We start from the raw sequence: 21,944 nt of genomic DNA on the forward strand, positions 1-21,944 counted from the left end.
GGGCGAATCATGACACGCTGGGTCGTGGACCATGGCTGGCGCATGCGTGGTGGAGAGGGTCGGCACACATGACAACGGAATCCCAGAGCGAGGCGGCGGCGCTGGAGCGGCTGCTCGTGGCGGTGCGGGATCTCGGGGACGGCAACTTCCGCCGGCGGCTCGTCCCGCACGGCGACGGCATCTCGGCGCAGCTCGCGGTCGCGTTCAACGACATCGCCGAACGCAACCAGCGGCTGGTCAGCGAGCTGCTGCGGGTGCGCGCGGCGGTCGGCCAGGACGGCAGGCTCAGCGAGCGGGTCGAGGCCGAGGTCGGTCCCGGCGGCTGGAGCACGGCCGTCGACAGCGTGAACGGCCTGGTCGAGGACCTCACCCGGCCCACGATCGAGCTGGACCGGGTGCTCGGCGCCGTCGCCGAGGGCGACCTCTCGCAGCCGATGACCCTGACCTTGGACGGCCGTCCGCTGCAGGGCGCGTACGCCACGCTGGCCAAGACGGTGAACGGCCTCATCGCGCAGCTGTCGCGCTTCGCCGCCGAAGTGACGAGGCTCTCGCGCGAGATCGCGGGTGAGGGACGTCTCGGCGGCCAGGCGGTCGTCCCGGGCGTGTCCGGCACCTGGCGCGACCTGACCGACTCGGTCAACTTCATGGCCGACAACCTCACCGAGCAGGTCCGGAACATCGCGCAGGTCACCACCGCCGTCGCGCGCGGCGACCTGACCCAGAAGATCAACGTCGACGCCCGCGGCGAGATCCTCGAGCTCAAGAACACCATCAACACCATGGTCGACCAGCTGTCGGCCTTCGCCGACGAGGTCACCCGCGTCTCCCGCGAGGTCGGCTCCGACGGCAAGCTCGGCGGCCAGGCCCAGGTGCCGGGCGTCGCCGGGACGTGGCGCGACCTCACCGACTCGGTCAACCTGATGGCCGACAACCTGACCGACCAGGTCCGCGGGATCTCGCAGGTGGCGACCGCGGTGGCCAACGGCGACCTGACGAAGAAGATCGACGTCGACGCCCGCGGCGAGATCCTGCAGCTGAAGAACACCCTGAACACGATGGTCGACCAGCTCTCGGCGTTCGCCGGCGAGGTCACCCGCGTGGCGCGCGAGGTCGGTTCCGAGGGCAAGCTCGGCGGGCAGGCCGAGGTGGCCGGCGCGGCCGGGACGTGGCGCAGCCTCACCGACTCGGTCAACCAGATGGCCGACAACCTCACCGACCAGGTCCGCAACATCTCGCACGTGACCACGGCCGTGGCGAAGGGCGACCTGACGCAGAAGATCACCGTCGACGCCCGCGGCGAGATCCTCGAGCTCAAGACCACGATGAACACGATGGTGGATCAGCTGTCCGCGTTCGCGGACGAGGTCACCCGGGTGGCACGCGAAGTGGGTACCGAGGGTCAGCTGGGCGGCCAGGCGCAGGTCCCGGGCGTCGCCGGCACGTGGCGCGACCTCACCGGGTCCGTGAACTTCATGGCGAACAACCTGACCACCCAGGTCCGCAACATCGCCCAGGTCGCGACGGCGGTCGCGCGGGGCGACCTGACCCAGAAGATCGCCGTGGACGCGCGCGGCGAGATCCTGGAGCTGAAGGACACCCTCAACACGATGGTGGATCAGCTGTCCGCGTTCGCGGACGAGGTCACCCGGGTGGCGCGCGAAGTCGGCACCGAAGGGAAGCTCGGCGGCCAGGCCACCGTGCCCGGCGTCGCCGGGACCTGGAAGGACCTCACCGACAACGTCAACTCGATGGCGAACAACCTGACCGACCAGGTCCGCAACATCGCCCAGGTGACGGCGGCGGTCGCGCAGGGCGACCTGACCCAGAAGATCACCGTCGACGCCCGCGGCGAGATCCTCGAGCTCAAGACCACGCTGAACACGATGGTGGATCAGCTGTCCGCGTTCGCGGACGAGGTGACCCGAGTGGCGCGCGAGGTCGGCACCGAAGGCATCCTCGGCGGCCAGGCCCGCGTCCGCGGCGTCGCGGGCACGTGGAAAGACCTCACCGACAACGTCAACGTCATGGCCGACAACCTGACCGACCAGGTCCGCAACATCGCCACCGTGGCGAGCGCGGTGGCCAACGGCGACCTGTCGAAGAAGATCCGCATCGAGGCCCAGGGCGAGGTCGCGGCCCTGGCCGAGACGCTGAACGGCATGGTCGAGACGCTGCGCGCGTTCGCCGACGAGGTCACCCGCGTCGCCCGCGAGGTCGGCACCGAAGGCATCCTCGGCGGCCAGGCCCGCGTGCCCGGCGTCGCCGGGACGTGGAAGGACCTGACCGAGAACGTCAACTTCATGGCGCACAACCTGACCAGCCAGGTGCGCAACATCTCGCAGGTCACCACGGCGGTCGCGAAGGGCGACCTGACGAAGAAGATCGACGTCGACGCCCGCGGCGAGATCCTCGAACTGAAGACCACGATGAACACGATGGTCGACCAGCTCTCGGCGTTCGCCTCGGAGGTCACGCGCGTGGCGCGCGAGGTCGGCACCGAGGGCAAGCTGGGCGGCCAGGCCGAGGTCGACGGCGTGTCCGGCACCTGGCAGCGGCTCACCGAGAGCGTGAACCAGCTGGCCGGGAACCTGACCACCCAGGTCCGCGCGATCGCGCAGGTCGCGACGGCGGTGACGGCGGGCGACCTGACCCGGCACATCACGGTCGACGCGTCCGGTGAGGTCGCCGACCTCAAGGACAACATCAACCAGATGATCGCGAACCTCAAGGAGACGACGAGGACCAACCGCGAGCAGGACTGGCTGAAGACGAACCTCGCGCAGCTGTCGGGGCGGATGCAGGGGCACCGCGACCTGGCGTCGGTCGCGGCGCTGATCCTGTCCGAGCTGGCCCCGCTGGTCCGGGCCCAGCAGGGCGCGTTCTTCCTGGCCCGCGACGACGACCGCGACGGCACGGTGCTGGAGTGCATCGCCGCGTACGGGCTCGCCCAGTCCCGCGCCGGCCTGCGGTTCGCGCTCGGCGAGTCGCTGATCGGCCAGGCCGCGGTCGACCACCGCACGATCCTGGTCCACAACGCTCCCCCGGAGTACGCGCTGGTGTCCTCCGGGCTCGGCTCGGCCGCGCCGGTCAACTTGATCGTGCTGCCGGTGCTGTTCCAGGGCGAGGTGCTGGGCGTGCTGGAGCTGGCGTCGGTCAACGAGTTCAGCACGGTCCACCAGGACCTGCTCGAGCAGCTGCGGCACACCATCGGCGTCAACGTGAACACGATCCTGTCGAACTCGCGGACCGAAGCGCTGCTGACGGAGTCGCAGCGCCTGGCGCAGGAGCTGCGGGCGCGGTCGGAGCAGCTGCAGGCCCAGCAGGGCGAGCTGCGGCGGTCCAACACGGAGCTGGCCGAGAAGGCCGCGCTGCTCGCCCAGCAGAACCGCGACATCGAGGTCAAGAACAGCGAGATCGAGCAGGCTCGCCAGGAGCTGGAGGAGCGCGCCGGGCAGCTGACGGTGGCGTCGCAGTACAAGACCGAGTTCATGGCGAACATGTCGCACGAGCTGCGGACGCCGTTGAACAGCGCGTTGATCCTGGCGAAGCTGCTGTCGGAGAACCCGGAAGGGAACCTGACGGAGAAGCAGATCCAGTTCGCGAAGACGATCTACGCGGCCGGGTCGGACCTGCAGCAGCTGATCAACGACATCCTCGACCTGGCGAAGGTCGAAGCGGGCCGGCTCGACCTGCAGATGACCGACATCACGCTGCCGGAGCTGGTCGACTACGTCGAGTCGCTGTGCCGCCCGCTGACGGCGGACAAGGGCCTGGAGTTCGCGGTCCACATCGACCCGCCGGTGCCGGGCAGCGTCCACACCGACGAGCACCGGCTCCAGCAGATCCTGCGCAACCTGCTGTCGAACGCGGCGAAGTTCACCGACGAGGGCGGCGTCCGCCTGCACATCCGCGCGGCGGACCCGGCGGAGGTCGAGCAGGAGGCGCTTCGCAACGCCCCGGGAATCATCGCCTTCGCGGTCGAAGACACGGGCATCGGCATCCCCGAGGAGAAGCTGGCGGTCATCTTCGAGGCGTTCCGCCAGGCGGACGGCACGACGAGCCGCAAGTACGGCGGCACGGGCCTGGGGCTCAACATCAGCCAGCAGCTGACCGAGCTGCTCGGGGGCGAGCTGCGGGTCGTGAGCGAGCCGGGAGTGGGCTCGACGTTCACGCTGTACCTCCCGGTGGCGGCGGCCAACCTGGTCGACCCGGCGGTGACGGCGCTGTCGTCGCCCAGGCTGCCCTCGGTGCCGAGCACGGTCCTGGTGGCGGCCCCGGACGTGACACCGAAGCGCTTCCACGGCGAAAAGGTCCTGATCGTCGACGACGACCTGCGCAACGTGTTCGCCTTGGCGGCGGTCCTGGAGCAGGCGGGCCTGGAGGTGGTCTACGCGGAGACGGGCGTGGACGGGATCCGGGCCCTCGAGCGTCACGAAGACACGGCGCTGGTGCTGATGGACGTGATGATGCCGGAGCTGGACGGCAACGCGACGATCGCGGCGATCAGGGCGGAAGCGACCAACGCGGACCTGCCGGTGATCGCGGTGACGGCCAAGGCAACCCCGGAGGACCGGGCCAGGACGCTAGCCAGCGGCGCGGACGACTACATCACGAAGCCGGTGGACACGGACAAGCTGCTGGACGTGATCGCGGCGTCCTTGGAGGCGGACGCCGCGTCGTACGGTGGAGCGGGTGACGGGAATCGAACCCGCGTAGCTAGTTTGGAAGACTAGGGCTCTACCATTGAGCTACACCCGCGTGCCCCCGAGGGACCCGGGTGCGTGGGTAGTTTAGCGGGACCCGCTAGGCTGATCACACACCCCCCTGGGGGTGTCACGGGATGTGGCGCAGCTTGGTAGCGCATCCGCTTTGGGAGCGGAGGGTCGCAGGTTCAAATCCTGTCATCCCGACCAGCACGGAGGGTGGACGACGGCCCACCCTCCGCTCAGGCCATACCGGCTCTTCTCACACCAGACGGTGGGTTCGGACGGCACTCGTCGGGCGCCGGACGAGCACCGTCCGGCGCGACATCAGGAACAGCGGCCCCACTGGCAGCTGTGCCGGGCCGGCGGTCGCTTCAGGTGCTCCGCCTCCTTGCACCACGCACACTTGGACTTGCCGGCTTTGACACAAGCACACATTCTTACCTCCAGTCATCGACCACTGACAGTGGCTTCATTCCTGCGCCGAGACGGTCCCCGCTCCCGGCACTTTCAGTTCCGGTATCGCTCGCCGGTACCCAATACGGAAAACCTTCCGCACGGGGCGACCCTTGAACGACGTCGCCGCTTTCCAGGGACACCGCGACATCCCGAGTGCCGACAGCACCACCCACGTCACCAGCACCGGCAACCAGTAGATCGACTTCAACCACATGAGAACGAAGAACACGGGGTTGCGCAGTAGGAACTCATGCCACGTAACGCCTTGCTCGTGCTTGATTTCGGCCAGGCCCGCCCTTCGCGAGTAGATCGCCCAACTCACGAAAACACCCACCAAGTACGCGAGCCCGAAAAAAGTTGCGGCATTCATGTCGACTCTCCGAGACGGTCCTGTCGTACGGAACGACGGACAAGTCGCCGCGTCCCTGGAAGCTGTTACAGGTGATGGCCCATCCGCCGCCCAGTCGCACCAGCCAGGTCTCGAACACGTATCGCTGACCGGATATCCGAAACACCGTGGACACCGAAAAGCGACTGGGGCATCGCGAGCCGCACGGCTCGAACCACGGAAAGGCGGTTGCGATGCCCAGGAACCCCGAGACCTGGCCGGAGAAATCCGGCGAACAGAAGCCCAAGGAACGCCGCGACCTGAGCAGGGAGCTCGGCAAGGCAGCCCTGAAGAACACCGTGCAGAAGGACGACAAGCCCCGTCGTTAGCACGTGAAACCGGTCGCGGCCAGCCGCCGCGAAAGGGGCTTCCGCTGTCCCGGATGGCTCGAAACGGCATGACGATCCGAGCCATCCGGGCACGAACCTCACGAAGATGAGGGCGCAACCGCGAGACGTTCGCCGGCCAGCCACGTCGCCAGCGTCGACGCGATCAGCTCCGGCTGCTCCTCCGGCGTGTGGTGGCCCGCCAGCACCGGGTGGTGGACCACCTCCAGCGCCGCGAAGTTCGACGACATCCACTCCACCATCGGCGGGGTCAGCATCGTGTCCGGGCCCGGGTCGAACGTCATCAGCAGCTTCGGGACCTCCGGCGAGGACGCCAGCCAAGCGTCGAACGACTCGATCCGGGCCACCACGTCAGCCGGCGAACCGCCCAGCGGCATCGAACGGGCCCAGCGCAGCAACGGGATCCGCGACTCCGCGGTCGGGTACATGCCCTCGTACTCCGGCGGGAGCGACTTCAGGAACATCTCGATCATCGGATCGCCCGCCCCGGGGGTCTTGAGCGCGCGGAACACCTCCGCTCCCGCCGGCGGGAACTCCTCCCACGTCATCGGCTTCAGGACCGCCTCAGTGAACGCCAGCCCGCGGACCCGCGACGGGTGCCGCGAAGCCCAGTCCGCCGCCAGCGCTCCGCCCCAGTCGTGGCCCACCAGGACCACCTCCTCCAACGACAGCGCGTCGAACCACTCCGCCAAGTACCGCGCGTGGTCGGCGAACGAATACTCGATCGGCGGCCTCGGCGAGGCGCCCATGCCGATCAGGTCCGGGGCCAGGCGGCGGCCCGGGACCGACGGCACAACGTTGCGCCACAAGTGGGACGACGTCGGGTTGCCGTGCAGGAAGACCACCGGCGCGCCGGTTCCGGTGTCTCCATAGGACAGCTCGGTCACTTGAACGCCGCCGCGTTGCGGGCGGCCCACTCCGAGAAGGGACGCGGCGGGCGGCCGAGCACCCGCGAGACGTCCGGGCTCACTCGCTGCTCCGCCGGCGTCGGCGCGCCCAGGATGTCCAGCGTCGCCTCCGCGACTTCGGGCGGCATGAACCTCGTGAAAGCCGTGAACGCTTCCGAACGCGTCTGCGGGACGAACCGCACCGGCTCCCCCAGCGCCTCGCCGATCGCCGCCGCCTGGGCGCGGGGCGTCACCGGGGACGGACCCGTCAGTTCGTACGTCCGGCCCGTGTGCGAGGCGTCCACCAGCGCCGCCGCTGCCACCGCCGCGATGTCCGACGGGTAGATCACCGGCAGGCCCACGTCGCCGAACGGGGCCGCCAAAGACCGCGAAGCACGGACGCTTTCCGCCCACTGCAACGCGTTCGACGCGAAACCGCCCGGGCGCAACACGGTCCACGGAAGGCCCGAGCCGCGCACCGCGTCTTCGAAGAACGCCGGATGACGGCCCGTTCCGACACCCTGCGACGACAACAACACCACTCGCGCCCCGTCGACCGCCTCCAAGACCGGCGAAAGCGGTCCTCGGAAACCCGGCGGCAGCAGCAGGAACACCGCCGACGCGCCGGCGAACGCCGGGCGCAACGACGCCGCGTCCGTCAAGTCGGCCGGGACCGGCCCGCCGCGGGACACCGCCCGCACCTCTTCACCCGCCGCCGTCAGCGCCTCCACCAACGGCCGTCCGATATTGCCCGTAGCTCCCGTAACAACGATCATGGGAGCGACGCTACATTCCGACGTATAGTAGATACCTAGAGGAAAGTAATGGCTGGAGGCCCCGAAAGTGACCGGAACCACACCCGAGCTGGCCTGTCCGATCGCGCCCGTGGTCGACATCGTCTTCAGCCGCTGGACCACCCCGATCCTGTGGACGCTCAACGAATACGGGCGCCAGCGGTTCGTCGAACTCGAACGCCGCATCGCCACCATCACCCCGAAGGTGCTCACCCAGCGGCTGCGCCAGATGGAACGCGACGGCCTGATCACCCGGACCTACCACGCCGAGGTCCCGCCGCGCGTCGAGTACGAGATCAGCGAACTGGGCCGCAGCCTCGGCCCGCTCTTCGCCAGCCTCGCCGACTGGTCACCCAACCTCGGCAAGGTCGAAGCCGCTCGGCAGGCCTACGACGCCAAGTCGAGGTAGTCCAGGTTCGCCGGGCCGTCCGCGGTCGTCGCCGTCAACCGGACCGTGTGCGGGCCCGCGCCCAGAGCCACCGGCCGCGAAACCGTGCTCCACGTCGTCCACGAGCCGGTCGCGGGGAACTGCACTCCCGTCGCCACCGCCGTTCCGTCCACCGCGATGTCCACCGGGCGCGCCGCCGTCGTGCCGTTCGCGTAGCCGAACGTCAGCGTCGACGCCGGTCCGCTCACCTGCCACTCGACGTAGCTGCCGACCGCGTTCGCGCCGTTCGCGAAGCCCGTTCCCGAGAAGCCCGCGTGGTTCGAGTCGATCGTGCCGCCCGCCGAGAGTGCCGCCGACTCCGCTTCGTAGCGAGAAGCACCCGGCGACAAGCGATACAGCACCGTCGCGTGCGAAGGCACCGAAGCGCTGATCGTCCCCGACGTGGTGCGGACCGCCTTGCTCCACAGGTCCTTCAGCGTGTACGACGACGCGCTGCCGATGCCCGTCGCCGCGGCCGAAGTGCTGATCGTCGCCGTCGCCGTCGTTTCGTTGGACAGCGCCACCGCGCGGTCGCCGTTCGCCAGCACCTTGCTGTAGACGACGAGCCCCGCATCGGCGCGCAGCACCGTCGCCTGCTTGCCCAGCGGGTCCTGGTCCAGCGCGATCACGTCGGTGTTCTTCAGGATCGAAAAGCTGTCGTCGGACACCTTGCGCAGGTCGCTGCCGATGAGCAGCGGCGCCGCCATCATCGCCCACAGGCTGAAGTGCGTGCGGTACTCCGCCGCGGTCATGCCGCCGTTGCCGACCTCCAGCATGTCCGGGTCGTTCCAATGCCCCGGGCCGGCGTACTGCGCCAGACCGCGATTCGTCTGAGCTTTGGCGATCATGCTCGACCACTTGTCGGAGATGTCCCCGGTGGTGCGCCACAAGTTGCCGACCGGTGCGGCCCACGTCCACGGCTTGTTCTGGCCCCATTCGCAGATCGAGTACGCGATCGGGCGACCGGACTTCGCGAGCGCGTCCCGCATCGCCTTGTACCGCTGCTGCGCGTCGACACCCTGGTTGTTGCAGTTGTCGTACTTCAGGTAGTCGACGCCCCAGGAGGCGAAGAGGTTCGCGTCCTGCTGCTCGTGACCGAGCGCGCCAGGGAAGCCCGCCTTGTTGCAGGTGTGCGTGCCGGCGCTGGTGTAGATGCCGAATTTCAGCCCCTTGCCGTGGACGTAGTCGGCGAGCGCCTTGATGCCGTGCGGGAAGCGGACCGGGTCCGGGACCAGGTCACCCTTCGAGTTCCGGTCCGGCAGCGCCCAGCAGTCGTCGATGTTGACGTACGTGTAGCCGGCGTCCTTGAGCCCCTTGCTCACGAAGATGTCCGCGATACCCCGGATCATCGTCTCGGAGAAGTCGGCCTTGCACTGCGTGGAGTTCCAGTTGTTGAACCCCATCGGCGGCGTGCGCAGGAGCCCGTTCTCGAGGGCGGGCGCCGCGGGCGGAGACAGGACGAGGCCACCGGCCGCCAGCAGGAGCACGGCCAGCGCGGTTCGGGTTCGGCGTAAGACGGACATGCAGTTAGTAAAGAGTCCTGCTCAACGCCGGGTCAAGGTATCATGTATCAGATATGAAATTGGGTTTCCGCTGGCCGGGACGCTACTCCGTCACCTGCCGGGCCGTCGCCATCGCGCGCTCGGTCTCCCAGAACGCCCGCATCGACGTGATCAGTCCGTCCTCGCCGACGCGGTAGACGAACACCCCGTCGGTGTCGACGCGGTAGCCGCCCGGCAGGTACGTCGTGATCGTGCCGACGTTGGCGCACTCGTCGCCCGCCGCGTGCGAGTCGCGGATGGTGAACTGGAAGCGCTCGACGTTGGCGATCGCCTTGTCCCAGAACGCGCTGATCCCGTCGCGGCCGTGGTGCCCCTTGCCCTCCTCGTCGAAGAACGACGGCCCGACGGGGTCCTCGACGACGCCGTCCGGCGCGAAGAGCGCCAGCCAAGCGTCCTTGTCCCCCGCCGTCACCGCGGTCATCGAGGCGAACGCCGCGCGCCGCGCCGGCGGCTGCTCCGCCGCCGTGTCCCAGCTGACCTGCACGCCCATGGAACTCACCCCTCGAACTTCGCGATGATCTCGGTGCCGAACCTGCGGATCGCTTCGAGCTTCGGCTCGATCGGCGCGTCGAACCCGACGCCGTCGAACACCCACGGCATGGTGATGACGTCGGTGACGCCGACCTCGGCCTGCTCGCGGTAGCCGTCGAGGCCGAACTTGTCGATGCAGACGGCCTGGTACTCGAACGGGTCGTCGGCGCGGCCGCGCTCGGCCAGCAGCTCCTTGATCCGCGCGATGGTGTCGCGCAGCTCCTCGAGCTTCATCATCGCCGAGGACCAGCCGTCGGCGACGCGGGCCGCGCGCTTCAGCGCGACCTCGGTGTGGCCACCGATGTAGAACGGCACCCGCGACGGCGGCGCCGGGCTCATCTGGATCTTGTCGAAGTCGTAGAACTCGCCGTGGTACTCGACCATCCCGCCGTCGAGGATCAGCCGGAGGACGTCGATGGCCTCGTCGACCCGCTTGCCGCGCCGCTCGAACGGGACACCGCAGTACTCGAACTCCTGCGGCAGCCAGCCGACGCCGAGCCCGAGGCCGAACCGGCCGCCGGTGAGCACCGAAGCCGAACCGACCTGGCGCGCCAGCAGCACGGGGTTGCGCGAGCCGAGCTTGAGCACGGACGTGTAGAAGTGGATCCGGCTGGTGACCGCGCCCATCGCCGCGGTCGCCACGAGCGGGTCCACCCACGGCGTCTCCGCGGTCCAGAAGCGGCTGCCGTCGGGGGTGTACGGGTAGTCCGTGTCCACCGTTTCGGCGTAGAAGAGCGAGTCCGGCAGGGCGATGGAGGCGAAGCCGGCCTCTTCGGCGGCCCGGGCGAGCTCGCCCAGCTGATCGAGGGGGTTCATCGCGATCGACAGGGTGAACTTCATGCGTCGAACTATAACGTGTTCTAGTTTCCTCGGCCAGCTCTCACGGTGTGCCGGATCACGCGGCGGGAACCCTCCGCGTAGCGTCCGCGTTGTCCGATTCAAAGGTGACTTCCGGTCACCGAGCCCCGAACTTCTGGGAGTGGTCCATGGGCACCGCGATCTTCCTGATCGTGCTCGTCGTCGTGATCGTCGGTGGCGGCCTCTATTTCTCGCGGCAGCGCGCCGCCGCCCGGCAGCGGGAGCTCGACGACGCCAAGGCCGACGCCCGGCGCCTCGTCGAACGGCTCGGCGGCCAGGTCCTCAACCTCAACGGCAACGACACCGCGTCGATGCAGGCGATGGCCGACGCGAGCGAGCGCTACAACGCCGCCGGCTCGCAGCTGGAGCAGGCCCGCACGATCGAACAGGCCCGGCTGGTGAAGGACACCGCCGTCGAAGGCCTCTACTACGTCCGCGCGGCGCGGGTCGCGATGGGCATGGACCCCGGGCCGCAGCTGCCGGAGGAGGCCGAGCGCGAGCGCGCCGGCAAGGTCACCGAGCGCCGGGACGTCGACGTCGAGGGCCAGCACTACGCCGCCTCGCCCGAGGCCGGGCAGGACACGCCGTACTACTACCCGGGCGGGCGCGTGGCCGGGCGGCCGGTGCCGCAGGGCTGGTACAGCGAGCCGTGGTGGAAGCCCGCGCTGGTCGCCGGCGCCTGGGGTCTCGGGTCGATGTTCCTGTTCAGCGCGATGTTCTCCGGTATGAGCGGCATCGCCAGCGCGTCGGCCTGGGAGTCGGGCTACGACGCGGGCCAGCAGGACGCGCTCGAGTCCGGCGACATGGGCGGCGACGGCGGTGGTGACGGCGGCGGCGACTTCGGTGGCGACGGCGGCGACATGGGCGGCGGCGACTGGGGCGGCGGAGGCTTCGATGGCGGGGGCTTCGACGGCGGGGGCTTCGACGGCGGCGGTTTCGACTTCTGACCGTCCGCCCGCGACGCGATGAACGACTCTTTCAGGTCGTGTGACGACCTGAAAGAGTCGTTCAGGTCAGTTCTGGCAGGTGGGGCACCAGTAGAGGTTGCGGCCCACCAGCTCCGACGAAGCCACCGGTGTCCCGCACACCAGGCACGGCTCGCCCGCGCGGCGGTAGACGTACACCTCGCCACCGTGGCGGTCCACCCGCGCCGCGCGGCCCATCGCCTCCGGCAGGTGCTCGGGGCGGACCGTGTCGATGCGGCCGACGCGGACGCCGTCGCGCATCAGGGCCACCAGGTCGGCCCACATGTCGTCCCACAGCGCCCGGTCCACCGAACGGCCCGGCGTCAGCGGCGCGACGCCGTGGCGGAACAGCACCTCGGCGCGGTACACGTTCCCGACGCCGGCCAGCACCGCCTGGTCCATCAGCAGCGCCGCGATCGACGTCTTCGAACGCGAGATGCGCTCCCACGCCCGCTCGGGTTTCGCGTCGCGGCGCAGCGGGTCCGGTCCGAGCCGGGCCTTGATCGCGTCGGCCTGGTCCGGGGACAGCAGCTCACAGCGGGTCGGCCCGCGCAGGTCCGTCCAGTGCGTCCGGCCGGCCAGCCGCAGCCGGACCTGCCCCACCGGCTCCGGCGCGGGCAGCGGGGACTCGCCGAACGTGCCGTAGAGCCCCAGGTGGATGTGCACGATCCCGGCCGGGCCGTAGTCGTGGAAGAGGTGCTTGCCGTACGCCTCGGCGCCGGCGAACACGCGACCGTCCAAACGGGACGCCTCGGCGGCGAACCGGCCCTGCGGGCTGCTCACCGCGACCGGGGCGCCGGCATACCGGCGCTTGTGCAGCCGCGCGAGCCGGTGGAGCGTGTGCCCCTCGGGCATCAGGCCTCCGGCAGCGCCGGCGGCGTCCCGGTGCGCTCGTAGTCCAGCAGCTGCTGCACGCGGCGGGCGTGCCGCTCCTCCGGCGAGACCTCGGTCGCCAGGAAGGCTTCGACGATCTCGGTCGCCTCCTCGGCGGTGTGCATCCGGGCGCCGACGCCGATCAGCTGGGCGTGGTTGTGCTCGCGGCACAGCTGGGCGGTCTCGACGCTCCACGCGAGGCCGGCGCGGGCGCCGGGAACCTTGTTGGCGGCGATCTGCTCGCCGTTGCCCGAACCGCCGACCACGATGCCGCGGCTGCCCTCGTCGGCCACGACGCGCAGCGCCGTCTCGACGCAGAAGGCCGGGTAGTCGTCGGCCGCGTCGTAGACGTGCGGACCGATGTCGGTGACCTCGTGGCCCTGCTTCTCCAGGTGAGCCACCAGGTGGTTCTTCAGCTCGAAACCGGCATGGTCGGATCCCAAGTAGACACGCACGGCTGGGAGTCTGCCATCAGGCCCGCGCTCGGGCATGCTCCGGGGGTGGGCATCTGGGAGCAATCCGGCTACGACGTCCGGCTCGACTGGGGCGGCGAAGGCGTGGCGGCGCTCGGCCGGGAATGCGCCGTGCTGGTCGTCGTCGACGTGCTTTCCTTCAGCACCACCACGGATTTCGTGGCCGGCCGCGGCGGGCGCGTACTGCCGGTGCGGTGGCGCGACGAGCGCGGGGTGGCCCGGGCGCGAGCGGCCGGCGCGGTCGTCGCGGGCGAGGGCGCGTTCACCCTCAGGCCGTCTTCTGTGACGGAAATCCCGTCCGGGACGCTGCTCGCGCTCCCCTCGCCCAACGGCGCCACGCTGTGCGACGCCGCCGCCGCGACCGGCGCGCACGTCCTCGCGGGCTGCCTGCGCAACGCCTCCGCCGTCGCCGCGAAGGCGCGCGAACTGGGCGGGCCGGTTGGGCTCGTCGCCGCCGGGGAACGCTGGGGTGTGGACATCTTCGGCCACGGCGAGGCGTTCGGGCCGCTGCGGCCCTGCGTCGAAGACCAGGTGGGCGCCGGCGCGATCGCCGCCGCCCTGGCCGTGCTGGGCGCGAAGCTGTCCCCGGAAGCCGCGCTCGCCGCCCGATCGGTCGACGTCGAAGCCCTGGTGTCCTGCGTCTCCGGCCGTGAGCTGACCGAGGCGGGCCACGGCGGCGACGTCGCGCTGGCCTCGCGGCTCGACGTGAGCGATGCTGCCCCGATGATGCGTGAGGGAGTGCTGGCATGACCGGCCGCTGGATCGAGGTCGCCGACGGCGTGCACGCGCGCCGCTACGAGGAGCTGGACCTGACCGTCGGCCTGGTGACCGGCGGCGAACGCTGCCTGGTCGTCGACACCCGCGGCGATCTGGAGCAGGGCGCCGAGCTGGCGGCGGCGGTCCGCGAGCTGACGCCGCTGCCGTGGTCGGTCGTCTTCACGCACGCGCACTTCGACCACACCTGGGGCACCGAAGCGTTCGGCTCGTGCGCCGTCTGGGCCCACGAGGGCTGCCGGGCCGAACTGGCCGAGTACGCCGAGGCCGCCCGGGCCAAGTGGATCGGCTACTACCGCGAACAGGGCAAGGCGGACACCGCCGACGCGATCGCGCGCACCACGTTCGTGATGCCGGACCACCTGTTCACCGACCGGACCGAACTCGACCTGGGCGGCCGGACGGCCGTCCTGCTGCACCCGGGACGTGCCCACACCGACCACGACGTCGTCGTGCACGTGCCGGACGTGGACGTGCTCTTCGCCGGCGACGTCGTCGAGAACGCCGAACACGGCTTCAGCGCGTTCTCCTTCAGCGCCGAGTCGGACCTGACGGCGTGGCCGGACACCTTCGACCGGCTCCTCGAGCTGCGGCCACGGGTGATCGTGCCCGGCCACGGCGACCCGGTCGACGCCGACTTCGTGCGCTACCACCGGCACGGCCTGCACGAGCTGATCGCGCTCAAGGCCGCGATGGGCCGCGGCGAGACGACCGAGGCGGCCGCCGTGGCAGCCTCCCGCTACCCCAGCGACGTCACCTTGGCCGCCCTCGCGACGCCTTAGTCGAAGTTCAGCTCGCCCGTGCGGGTCCGCTTGAGCTCGAAGAAGTCCGGGTAGCTCGCCAGCGCGACGGCGCCGTCGAACACCTTCAGCGCGTCTTCGCCGCGCGGGATCGAGCTGAGCACCGGGCCGAAGAACGCGACACCGTCGATGTGGATCGTCGGGGTGCCGACGTCCTGGCCGACCGGGTCCATGCCTTCGTGGTGGCTCTTCTTCAGCGCCTCGTCGTACTCCGTGGAGTCCGCGGCGTCGAAGAGCTCTGCCGGCGCGCCGATGGCGGCCAGCGCCTCCTTGATGACCTGGTCGCGGTCCTTGTTGCCCTGATTGTGGTAGCGGATGCCGAACTCGGTGTAGTACTCGCGCAGCATCTCCTCGCCCTTGAGCTGCGAAAGCGCGACGGCCACGCGCACCGGGCCCCAGCCCTTGGACAGCAGCTCCTTGTACTGCTCGGGCAGCTCGTCGCGGCCTTCGTTCAGCACCGACAGGCTCATGATCCGGAAGTTCAGGTCGAGGTTGCGGTGCTTCTCGACCTCGAGGATCCAGCGCGAGGTGATCCAGGCGAAGGGGCAGATCGGGTCGAAGTAGAAGTCGACCTTCGTGGGCTGCTCGGCAGCGGTCATCAGGTACTCCTGTGCGAAGTCAGGTCCGGTCCGGGGGCGGACACACCCCCACACAGCGGGCCAACACCGCCGGGCCCGGGCTTGTTCCCCGTCGCCCGCCGGGCCGTCCGCATGATTGGATGCGGGGAGTTGAAAACCGATACCAACGACCAGAGGTGCCTGTGCCCGCCCCCAACCTGACCCGCGACCAAGCCAAGCTGCGCGCGGACCTGCTCGACGTCACCGGATACGACATCGAGCTGGATCTCACCGACGGCCACGGCGGCCCCGGGGAGAAGACCTTCGCGTCGACGACGACCGTCCGGTTCTCCAGCGCCCGGGCCGGCGAAGACACGTGGGTCGACATCGTCGCCGACCGCGTGCACTCGGCCACCCTGAACGGCGCGGACGTCGACGTCAGCGCGTACGTCGAGGACAAGGGCATTGCGCTGGCCGGACTGGCCGAGGCGAACGAGCTCACGGTCACCGCCGACTGCCGGTACATGAACACCGGCGAGGGCCTGCACCGCTTCGTCGACCCGGTCGACGACGGGGTCTACCTCTACACGCAGTTCGAGACGGCCGACGCCAAGCGCATGTTCGCCTGCTTCGACCAGCCGGACCTCAAGTCCGTCTACCGGCTCACCGTGATCGCGCCGAAGGACTGGAAGGTCATCTCGAACACCGCGGCCGAATCGTCGGAGGAGACGCCCGAAGGCGCCGTCCGGACGGTGTTCAAGGAGTCCGAGCGGCTCTCGACGTACCTGGTCGCGCTGATCGCCGGGCCGTACGCCGAGTGGCGCGACGAGTACACCGACGAGCACAAGACCATCCCGCTCGGCCTCTACTGCCGCGCGTCGCTGGCCGAGCACATGGACGCCGAGCGGCTCTTCGCCGAAACCAAGCAGGGCTTCGGGTTCTACCACCGGAACTTCGGCACGCCCTACCCGTTCTCCAAGTACGACCAGCTGTTCGTGCCGGAGTTCAACGCGGGCGCGATGGAGAACGCCGGCGCGGTGACGTTCCTCGAGGACTACGTCTTCCGCAGCCGCGTCACCCGCTACGCCTACGAGCGGCGCGCCGAGACGCTGCTGCACGAGATGGCGCACATGTGGTTCGGCGACCTGGTCACCATGCGCTGGTGGGACGACCTGTGGCTGAACGAGTCGTTCGCGACCTTCGCCAGCGTCCTGGCCCAGGCCGAGGCCACCGAGTACAAGAACGCGTGGACCAGCTTCGCGAACATCGAGAAGTCGTGGGCCTACCGGCAGGACCAGCTGCCCTCGACGCACCCGATCGCGGCCGACATCGTCGACCTGCACGCGGTCGAGGTGAACTTCGACGGCATCACCTACGCCAAGGGCGCGAGCGTGCTCAAGCAGCTCGTCGCCTACGTCGGGCTGGAGCACTTCCTCGACGGCCTGAAGGTGTACTTCGGCAAGCACGCCTGGGGCAACGCGACCCTGGCCGACCTGCTGGGCGCGCTGGAAGAGGCGTCCGGGCGCGACCTGTCGTGGTGGAGCGCGCAGTGGCTGGAGACCACCGGGCTCAACTCGCTGAGCCCGCGCTACGAGGTCGGCGCGGACGGGACGTTCACCTCGTTCGCCGTCGTGCAGTCCGGCGCCAAGCCGGGCGCCGGTGAGCTGCGCACGCACCGCGTCGCCGTCGGGATCTACGACGAGGACGGCTCGGGCAAGATCGTCCGGACCCAGCGCGTCGAGCTCGACGTCGACGGCGAGCGCACCGAGGTGCCGGCGCTGGTCGGGCGGCCCGCGGGCAAGCTCGTGCTGGTCAACGACGACGACCTGACGTACTGCACGATGCGGCTCGACCCGGCGTCGCTGACGACGCTGATCGACCGCATCGCCGACATCACCGAGCCGCTGCCGCGGACGCTGTGCTGGTCGGCGGCGTGGGAGATGACCCGCGAGGCCGAGCTGAAGGCCCGCGACTTCGTCACGCTGGTGCAGCGCGGCATCCACACCGAAAGCGAGGTCGGCGTCGTCCAGCGGCTGCTGCTGCAGGCCCAGACGGCGCTGAACTCCTACGCCGAGCAGGAGTGGGCGGCCTCGACCGGCTGGCCGGCGTTCACCGGGCGGCTGCTGGAGCTGGCCCGCGCCGCCGAGCCGGGTTCGGACCACCAGCTGGCGTTCGTCAACTCCCTCTCCGGGTCGGTGCTGGACGCCGCCGCGCTGTCGGTGCTGTCCGGCTGGCTCGACGGCTCGGCCCCGCTGCCGGGCCTGACGGTGGACACGGACCTGCGCTGGCGCCTGCTGCACGCGCTGGTCGCGCACGGCGAGGCGTCGGCCCCGGAAATCGACGCCGAGCTCGCCCGCGACAACACCGCGACGGGCCGCCGCCAGGCAGAGCGAGCCCGGGCGTTGCGCCCGACGGCGGAGGCCAAGGCCGACGCGTGGCAGCGCGCGGTGTACGACGACGAGCTGCCGAACGCGGTCAGCGACTCGCTGATCTCGGGCTTCTCGCACCCGGGCCAGAAGGCGCTGCTCGGTTCGTACGTCGGGCAGTACTTCGAGGTGATCGACGAGGTGTGGCAGCGGCGGTCGAGCGAGCGGGCGCAGCCGATCGCGATCGGGCTGTACCCGTCGTGGGCGGTGGCCCCGGAGACGGTGACGGCGTCGGACAAGTGGCTGGAGGGCGAGCACTCGCACGCCCTGCGCCGGCTGGTTTCCGAGGGCCGCGCCGGGATCGTGCGCGCGCTGGCGGCGCGGGACTTCGACGCCCAGGCCTGACCGGACACGGGCGGGTCGTGCTCCGGCGCGGCCCGCCCTCCGGCGCCTGCTCTTCGGCACGGCCTGCTCTCCGGCACGGCCCGCCCTCCCCTGGGGGCTGCCCCCGCCTCCAGCGTATCGCCGACGGCCGACAAAACCGGGCAAACGACGACGCCCACGGCCCGCTTGTCCACATCACGGCCAAACTGTGCACAACTCGCCCCCGCCGAACACGAAAAGCCCCGCACCTGCAAGTGCGGGGCCCTTCGTCAAGACACGTCAGCGGGGCGCGGGGCCCGCCTGGTCGGACAGCATGCGCAGCGCGTTCACCAGGCCGTTCACCAGCCCGCGGACCAGGTCGCCCTCCTTGAAGGACGCCACCATGCTTGCCACCGCCAGCTTGCAGCCGCGGTCCGGGAGGCGGACGTACGCCGTCTTGCCCGTCACGATCTCGATCAGCTTCTCGCCCGGGGAGACCGCGATCAGGACCGAGTTCGCCGGGTTCGTCGTCGTCGAGTGGAGCTTCTCCGCCGCCGACCGGCTGTCGGTGCCCAGCTCGCCGAGGTACAGGCTGAAGTCGAGGCCGGTCTCGCGGCTCGCGAACGTCAGCGCCTCGTCGAGGCGGGCCAGCTGGCGGGTGGTGAACGGGCTCGTCGGCGCCTCGGGCTCGTACATCTTCGCGGCCGACACGCGGCCGCTCGCCGTCAGAGCCTCGCCGTAGCCCAGTTCGGACTCGTCGACGCGCTTCGTCAGCTCACCAGTTGCCACGAGCGCCTCCCGCCGCGGTCGGGGCGCCCTCGGGCGCGCTGTTCTCGGCCCCGGCGTGCCGGTGCCCCGCGCCGACCCCTTCGGGGTTGGCGCTCCACCACATGGCCGGGTACTCCCAGGCCTGGCCGGACCGGTACCGCGTGGCGCCGCCGGACCTGCGCCGGAGCGTCAGCAGCCCGGCGAGACCGTAGATGGCCAGCGGGATCACGGCGAAGACCACGATCGTCTCGACAACGTTCACGGCGCTGAGCGTATCGGATGACCTCCGCACCCACCGCGCCCGCCGCACTCGACCGTTCGTCGTAAGCCGAGTGCCGTCCGCCGCTTGGCTCGCGGCCACTGGAACGTTGGGGCGAAGACCGTCGGGCCGAAAGGTTGCAACTCAACGTACAGGCGGCCGCACCCGCCGCTGTCGTCTTGTCGCAGCCTTGAAATCCTCGTAGCTTTTTCACCTGTACGGGCCTTGCGCCCCGCTCCCCAGCCCCAGCAGGTAACGCACCGGTCCCAGGAGGCCTTGCCATGAACAGCGCCCACACCCCCGCACAGGCGATCACCGAGACCTTCTCGTCACCCAGCGACATCGAATTCGTGCCCGGAACGCGTGTGACGGCGGGCACAAGGGTTACCCGGGGTACACGCGTCACTCGCGGTACACGCGTGACGGCGGGAACGCGCGTCACGGCGGGCACCCGGGTGACGGCGGGCACGCGCGTCACCCGCGGTACGCGAGTCACCAGGGGCACGCGGGTCACGATGGGCACGCGCGTCACGGCGGGCACGCGCGTCACCTGTGGCACCCGGGTCACGCGAGGCACCCGGGTGACCCGCGGCACGCGCGTCACCATGGGGACCCGCGTCACCTGCCAGAGCGACTACGCGCTCGCCGCCTGAACCCGTCCTCCAGGGCCGCACGCACTACCTGAACACGCGCAAGCACCCGGCTCGCCCCGGCCGCCGCACAGGCAGCCGGGGCGCCGGCATGTCATGGCCCCGTCAGCCGGCCGACACAGCGTTTGCCGGGGCTCCGCCACCCGGAGCCCCCGAAAAGAACTCAGGCCGCGGAGCCCAGATACGGACGCCAGAGCGGATCGGCCTCCTTGGAGTGCGCGAGCAGCCGCCAGTGCGGGCCGTGGGGCGCCCGCGGGACGACGCGCAGCCGCCAGCCGATCTCCGAGAGCAGCCGGTCCGCCTTGCGGTGGTTGCACTTGGCGCAGCAGGCGACGCAGTTCGTCCAGGCGTGAGGTCCGCCACGGCTGCGCGGGATGACGTGGTCGATCGTCTCGGCCCGCCCCCCGCAGTAGGCGCAGCGGTACCGGTCGCGGTGCATCAGCCCGGCGCGGGTGAGCGGCACCTGCGCCCGGTAGGGCACGCGCACGTACGTGCTGAGCCGGATCACCGAGGGCACCGGCAGCGACACCTTGGCCGAATGCAGCTCGATGCCGCCCGGATCGCCGTGCACCACCTCGGCCTTGCCGCACATCACCAGCACCACGGCCCGCCGCAACGGTAGCGCCGTCAGCGGCTCGAAGGTGGCGTTGAGCAACAGCACCCGGCGCCGGCCCCAGGCCGGGGCTGCCGGATCACGGCCTCTACTACGCTGTCCGGGCGGGCGGGTAATTCCCCCTGGGCGGTTCCCCGGCCCGGCCGGGACGGCTCCGCCGGATGCGGAACCCCCCGGATAGGCGCGCAGGACCACCTCTGGCGTCTCGTCGGCCATGGCTTGGCCGGAGGCGCCGCGGGGGCTGGGTTGTCGGTCTGGCACTCGACCACCTCCAGGGGCGTAGGCATAGTCGACCACAGAACAGGCCCCCAGCGCACGTGTGTTACAAGACGTGTCACATCCGCGCGACCCAACATCCACTTGAAGTTGGCGTGACCGACCCGATCGGAAGGATGATCGAACTCCCGTGTCCCTTTTGCTGTCCTCCGCCAAGACGCCGTGCGTCGACGACCTGAGCACCCTGTGCTCCCAGGTCTACAAGGCCACCGGCAACGAGTGGCTGGCCGGCTCGACGAACTGGCTGCTGACCAAGCCGCTCAAGATCCTGATGATCATCGTGATCGCGTTCGTCGTGCGGTTGCTGATCAGACGGCTGATCAACCGGGTCACGACGCTCCCCCGAGGCAGCGGGAAGCTCCCCGCCCTGCTCCGTCCCCTGCGTGAGCGAGCCCCCGAGGTGCTCGGCTCGGCCGTGATCGAACGCCGGCGCCAGCGCGCCCAGACCATCGGCTCGGTGCTCAAGTCGATGGCGACGTTCCTGATCTACGGGCTCGCGTTCATCCTCGTGCTCGGCGAGCTGGGCTTGAACCTCGGCCCGATCATCGCCTCGGCCGGCATCATCGGCGTCGCGATCGGGTTCGGCGCGCAGAACCTCGTCAAGGACTTCCTGTCCGGGATCTTCATGATGGTCGAGGACCAGTACGGCGTCGGCGACGTCGTGGACATCGGCGAGGCGACCGGCACCGTCGAGGCGGTCGGCCTGCGGATCACCACGCTGCGCGACCTCAAGGGCACGGTCTGGTACGTCCGCAACGGCGAGGTGCTGCGCGTCGGCAACTCGAGCCAGGGCTTCGCCGTCGCGGTCGTCGACGTCCCCCTCGGCTACACCGCCGACGTCGAGCGCGCGACCACCGTGCTCGGCGAAGCGGCTGCGACGGCCGCGGAAAGCGACCTGCTGAAGGACAACGTGCTGGAGCCGCCGGAGATGCTGGGCGTGGAAAGCGTCACGCCGGAGGGCATCCAGCTGCGCCTGACCGTGAAGGTGCGGCCGGGCAAGCAGTGGGCGGTCCAGCGGGCCCTGCGCGCCCAGCTGCTGGCCGCCCTGGAAGAGGCCGGTTTCGAGCCCCCGCTCGGCCGCCTCTTCCCCGGCGCGGCCACGGCCGTCGAGAAGTAGCGGGCCCCGCGGCCGGGTCGTGAAGTGCGTCACGACCCGGCCGCGGTGGTTACGCTGGGGAACGGGTTCGCGACCTTCCGGCGAGGGGCGGGACCGGGCGTCGGGGACCCGTACCGGAAGGGCAAAATGGAAGG

21 protein-coding genes and 2 tRNA genes are annotated in these 21,944 nt (G+C 70.2%); 10 read left to right on the forward strand and 13 right to left on the reverse strand.

Features of this window, described 5'->3' with window-relative positions; genetic code table 11:
- Positions 1-68 precede the first annotated feature (68 nt).
- Positions 69-4,733 carry a HAMP domain-containing protein gene (locus tag ACWEVP_RS15415; RefSeq protein WP_452063309.1) on the forward strand — a complete coding sequence of 1,555 codons (4,665 nt, stop codon included), beginning with the start codon at positions 69-71 and terminating at the stop codon, positions 4,731-4,733.
- Here the strand turns inward: ACWEVP_RS15415 and ACWEVP_RS15420 are convergent.
- Positions 4,685-4,758 (reverse strand) — tRNA-Gly (locus ACWEVP_RS15420). The genes ACWEVP_RS15415 and ACWEVP_RS15420 overlap by 49 nt on opposite strands.
- A gap of 78 nt (positions 4,759-4,836) precedes the next feature.
- Between ACWEVP_RS15420 and ACWEVP_RS15425 the strand changes: the two genes are divergently transcribed.
- Positions 4,837-4,913, forward strand: a tRNA-Pro gene (locus ACWEVP_RS15425).
- Between the two features lie 262 nt (positions 4,914-5,175).
- Here ACWEVP_RS15425 and ACWEVP_RS15430 read toward each other — a convergent pair.
- Positions 5,176-5,532, reverse strand: a complete 357-nt coding sequence (locus tag ACWEVP_RS15430) for a hypothetical protein (protein WP_452063187.1) — start codon at positions 5,530-5,532, stop codon at positions 5,176-5,178.
- A gap of 146 nt (positions 5,533-5,678) precedes the next feature.
- Here ACWEVP_RS15430 and ACWEVP_RS15435 point away from each other — a divergent pair, with 146 nt between their 5' ends.
- Positions 5,679-5,879, forward strand: a complete 201-nt coding sequence (locus tag ACWEVP_RS15435) for a hypothetical protein (RefSeq protein ID WP_452063188.1) — start codon at positions 5,679-5,681, stop codon at positions 5,877-5,879.
- Positions 5,880-5,977: 98 nt separating this feature from the next.
- Here the strand turns inward: ACWEVP_RS15435 and ACWEVP_RS15440 are convergent, their stop codons facing one another.
- Positions 5,978-6,784 (reverse strand): haloalkane dehalogenase, encoded by an 807-nt coding sequence (locus ACWEVP_RS15440; protein WP_452063189.1) that lies wholly within the window; start codon positions 6,782-6,784, stop codon positions 5,978-5,980.
- Entirely contained in the window at positions 6,781-7,560 is a 780-nt protein-coding gene (locus ACWEVP_RS15445) for an NAD(P)H-binding protein (RefSeq protein WP_452063190.1), read from the reverse strand. Before ACWEVP_RS15445 ends, ACWEVP_RS15440 begins: the two co-directional genes overlap by 4 nt.
- Positions 7,561-7,627: 67 nt before the next feature.
- Here ACWEVP_RS15445 and ACWEVP_RS15450 point away from each other — a divergent pair, with 67 nt between their 5' ends.
- On the forward strand, positions 7,628-7,987 hold the full coding sequence (locus ACWEVP_RS15450; protein ID WP_452063191.1) for a winged helix-turn-helix transcriptional regulator: 360 nt from the start codon (positions 7,628-7,630) through the stop codon (positions 7,985-7,987).
- Here ACWEVP_RS15450 and ACWEVP_RS15455 read toward each other — a convergent pair.
- From ACWEVP_RS15455 to ACWEVP_RS15465, 3 genes are all read right to left on the reverse strand, one after another.
- A complete protein-coding gene (locus tag ACWEVP_RS15455) occupies positions 7,966-9,528 on the reverse strand; it encodes a carbohydrate-binding protein (protein ID WP_452063192.1) in 1,563 nt (520 codons plus the stop codon). The two genes, ACWEVP_RS15450 and ACWEVP_RS15455, sit on opposite strands and share 22 nt — an antisense overlap.
- 82 nt (positions 9,529-9,610) lie before the next feature.
- Complete coding sequence (locus tag ACWEVP_RS15460) at positions 9,611-10,057, reverse strand: nuclear transport factor 2 family protein (protein WP_452063193.1); 447 nt, start codon at positions 10,055-10,057, stop codon at positions 9,611-9,613.
- A gap of 5 nt (positions 10,058-10,062) precedes the next feature.
- The gene (locus ACWEVP_RS15465) at positions 10,063-10,938 is read right to left on the reverse strand and encodes a TIGR03619 family F420-dependent LLM class oxidoreductase (RefSeq protein ID WP_452063194.1); all 876 of its coding nucleotides are present in this window, start codon (positions 10,936-10,938) and stop codon (positions 10,063-10,065) included.
- 146 nt (positions 10,939-11,084) lie between these two features.
- Here ACWEVP_RS15465 and ACWEVP_RS15470 point away from each other — a divergent pair, with 146 nt between their 5' ends.
- The gene (locus ACWEVP_RS15470; RefSeq protein ID WP_436386935.1) at positions 11,085-11,903 is read left to right on the forward strand and encodes a hypothetical protein; all 819 of its coding nucleotides are present in this window, start codon (positions 11,085-11,087) and stop codon (positions 11,901-11,903) included.
- 66 nt (positions 11,904-11,969) lie between these two features.
- Here the strand turns inward: ACWEVP_RS15470 and ACWEVP_RS15475 are convergent, their stop codons facing one another.
- Together ACWEVP_RS15475 and ACWEVP_RS15480 are read right to left on the reverse strand one after the other, a co-directional pair.
- Positions 11,970-12,776 (reverse strand): Fpg/Nei family DNA glycosylase, encoded by an 807-nt coding sequence (locus ACWEVP_RS15475; protein WP_452063195.1) that lies wholly within the window; start codon positions 12,774-12,776, stop codon positions 11,970-11,972.
- Positions 12,776-13,249, reverse strand: a complete 474-nt coding sequence (locus tag ACWEVP_RS15480; RefSeq protein ID WP_452063196.1) for a ribose-5-phosphate isomerase — start codon at positions 13,247-13,249, stop codon at positions 12,776-12,778. The genes ACWEVP_RS15475 and ACWEVP_RS15480 overlap by 1 nt, the downstream gene beginning before the upstream one ends.
- A gap of 45 nt (positions 13,250-13,294) precedes the next feature.
- Here ACWEVP_RS15480 and ACWEVP_RS15485 point away from each other — a divergent pair, with 45 nt between their 5' ends.
- Together ACWEVP_RS15485 and ACWEVP_RS15490 are read left to right on the forward strand one after the other, a co-directional pair.
- Positions 13,295-14,017: a 2-phosphosulfolactate phosphatase gene (locus ACWEVP_RS15485; RefSeq protein ID WP_452063197.1), complete on the forward strand. Its 723-nt coding sequence runs from the start codon at positions 13,295-13,297 to the stop codon at positions 14,015-14,017.
- Entirely contained in the window at positions 14,014-14,823 is an 810-nt protein-coding gene (locus ACWEVP_RS15490) for an MBL fold metallo-hydrolase (protein ID WP_452063198.1), read from the forward strand. The genes ACWEVP_RS15485 and ACWEVP_RS15490 overlap by 4 nt, the downstream gene beginning before the upstream one ends.
- Here the strand turns inward: ACWEVP_RS15490 and ACWEVP_RS15495 are convergent.
- The gene (locus tag ACWEVP_RS15495) at positions 14,820-15,440 is read right to left on the reverse strand and encodes a mycothiol-dependent nitroreductase Rv2466c family protein (protein WP_452063199.1); all 621 of its coding nucleotides are present in this window, start codon (positions 15,438-15,440) and stop codon (positions 14,820-14,822) included. The genes ACWEVP_RS15490 and ACWEVP_RS15495 overlap by 4 nt on opposite strands.
- Before the next feature lie 161 nt (positions 15,441-15,601).
- On the opposite strand from ACWEVP_RS15495, the gene pepN reads away from it, so the two are divergent.
- Positions 15,602-18,169: an aminopeptidase N gene (gene pepN / locus ACWEVP_RS15500; protein ID WP_452063310.1), complete on the forward strand. Its 2,568-nt coding sequence runs from the start codon at positions 15,602-15,604 to the stop codon at positions 18,167-18,169.
- Between the two features lie 258 nt (positions 18,170-18,427).
- Here pepN and ACWEVP_RS15505 read toward each other — a convergent pair whose 3' ends face one another.
- Together ACWEVP_RS15505 and ctaJ are read right to left on the reverse strand one after the other, a co-directional pair.
- Complete coding sequence (locus tag ACWEVP_RS15505; protein WP_452063200.1) at positions 18,428-18,916, reverse strand: DUF5130 family protein; 489 nt, start codon at positions 18,914-18,916, stop codon at positions 18,428-18,430.
- Positions 18,903-19,157 carry an aa3-type cytochrome oxidase subunit CtaJ gene (ctaJ, locus tag ACWEVP_RS15510; RefSeq protein WP_452063201.1) on the reverse strand — a complete coding sequence of 85 codons (255 nt, stop codon included), beginning with the start codon at positions 19,155-19,157 and terminating at the stop codon, positions 18,903-18,905. Before ctaJ ends, ACWEVP_RS15505 begins: the two co-directional genes overlap by 14 nt.
- 278 nt (positions 19,158-19,435) lie before the next feature.
- Here ctaJ and ACWEVP_RS15515 point away from each other — a divergent pair, with 278 nt between their 5' ends.
- A complete protein-coding gene (locus ACWEVP_RS15515; RefSeq protein ID WP_452063202.1) occupies positions 19,436-19,807 on the forward strand; it encodes a hypothetical protein in 372 nt (123 codons plus the stop codon).
- Between the two features lie 160 nt (positions 19,808-19,967).
- Here the strand turns inward: ACWEVP_RS15515 and ACWEVP_RS15520 are convergent, their stop codons facing one another.
- Positions 19,968-20,465, reverse strand: a complete 498-nt coding sequence (locus ACWEVP_RS15520) for an HNH endonuclease (RefSeq protein WP_329044121.1) — start codon at positions 20,463-20,465, stop codon at positions 19,968-19,970.
- A 358-nt stretch (positions 20,466-20,823) separates the two neighbouring features.
- Between ACWEVP_RS15520 and ACWEVP_RS15525 the strand changes: the two genes are divergently transcribed.
- Positions 20,824-21,810, forward strand: a complete 987-nt coding sequence (locus tag ACWEVP_RS15525; RefSeq protein ID WP_452063203.1) for a mechanosensitive ion channel family protein — start codon at positions 20,824-20,826, stop codon at positions 21,808-21,810.
- The last annotated feature ends 134 nt before the right edge of the window (positions 21,811-21,944 follow it).

Source organism: Amycolatopsis sp. NPDC003865 (genome assembly GCF_053605345.1).

Bases quoted from the DNA above. Each gene is read 5' to 3' on its own strand.
- ACWEVP_RS15415 (WP_452063309.1), top strand. From the start codon at position 69: ATGACAACGGAATCCCAGAGCGAGGCGGCGGCGCTGGAGCGGCTGCTC.
- ACWEVP_RS15430 (WP_452063187.1), bottom strand. From the start codon at position 5,532: ATGAATGCCGCAACTTTTTTCGGGCTCGCGTACTTGGTGGGTGTTTTC.
- ACWEVP_RS15445 (WP_452063190.1), bottom strand. From the start codon at position 7,560: ATGATCGTTGTTACGGGAGCTACGGGCAATATCGGACGGCCGTTGGTG.
- ACWEVP_RS15455 (WP_452063192.1), bottom strand. From the start codon at position 9,528: ATGTCCGTCTTACGCCGAACCCGAACCGCGCTGGCCGTGCTCCTGCTG.
- ACWEVP_RS15460 (WP_452063193.1), bottom strand. From the start codon at position 10,057: ATGGGCGTGCAGGTCAGCTGGGACACGGCGGCGGAGCAGCCGCCGGCG.
- ACWEVP_RS15465 (WP_452063194.1), bottom strand. From the start codon at position 10,938: ATGAAGTTCACCCTGTCGATCGCGATGAACCCCCTCGATCAGCTGGGC.
- ACWEVP_RS15470 (WP_436386935.1), top strand. From the start codon at position 11,085: ATGGGCACCGCGATCTTCCTGATCGTGCTCGTCGTCGTGATCGTCGGT.
- ACWEVP_RS15475 (WP_452063195.1), bottom strand. From the start codon at position 12,776: ATGCCCGAGGGGCACACGCTCCACCGGCTCGCGCGGCTGCACAAGCGC.
- ACWEVP_RS15490 (WP_452063198.1), top strand. From the start codon at position 14,014: ATGACCGGCCGCTGGATCGAGGTCGCCGACGGCGTGCACGCGCGCCGC.
- ACWEVP_RS15495 (WP_452063199.1), bottom strand. From the start codon at position 15,440: ATGACCGCTGCCGAGCAGCCCACGAAGGTCGACTTCTACTTCGACCCG.
- ACWEVP_RS15515 (WP_452063202.1), top strand. From the start codon at position 19,436: ATGAACAGCGCCCACACCCCCGCACAGGCGATCACCGAGACCTTCTCG.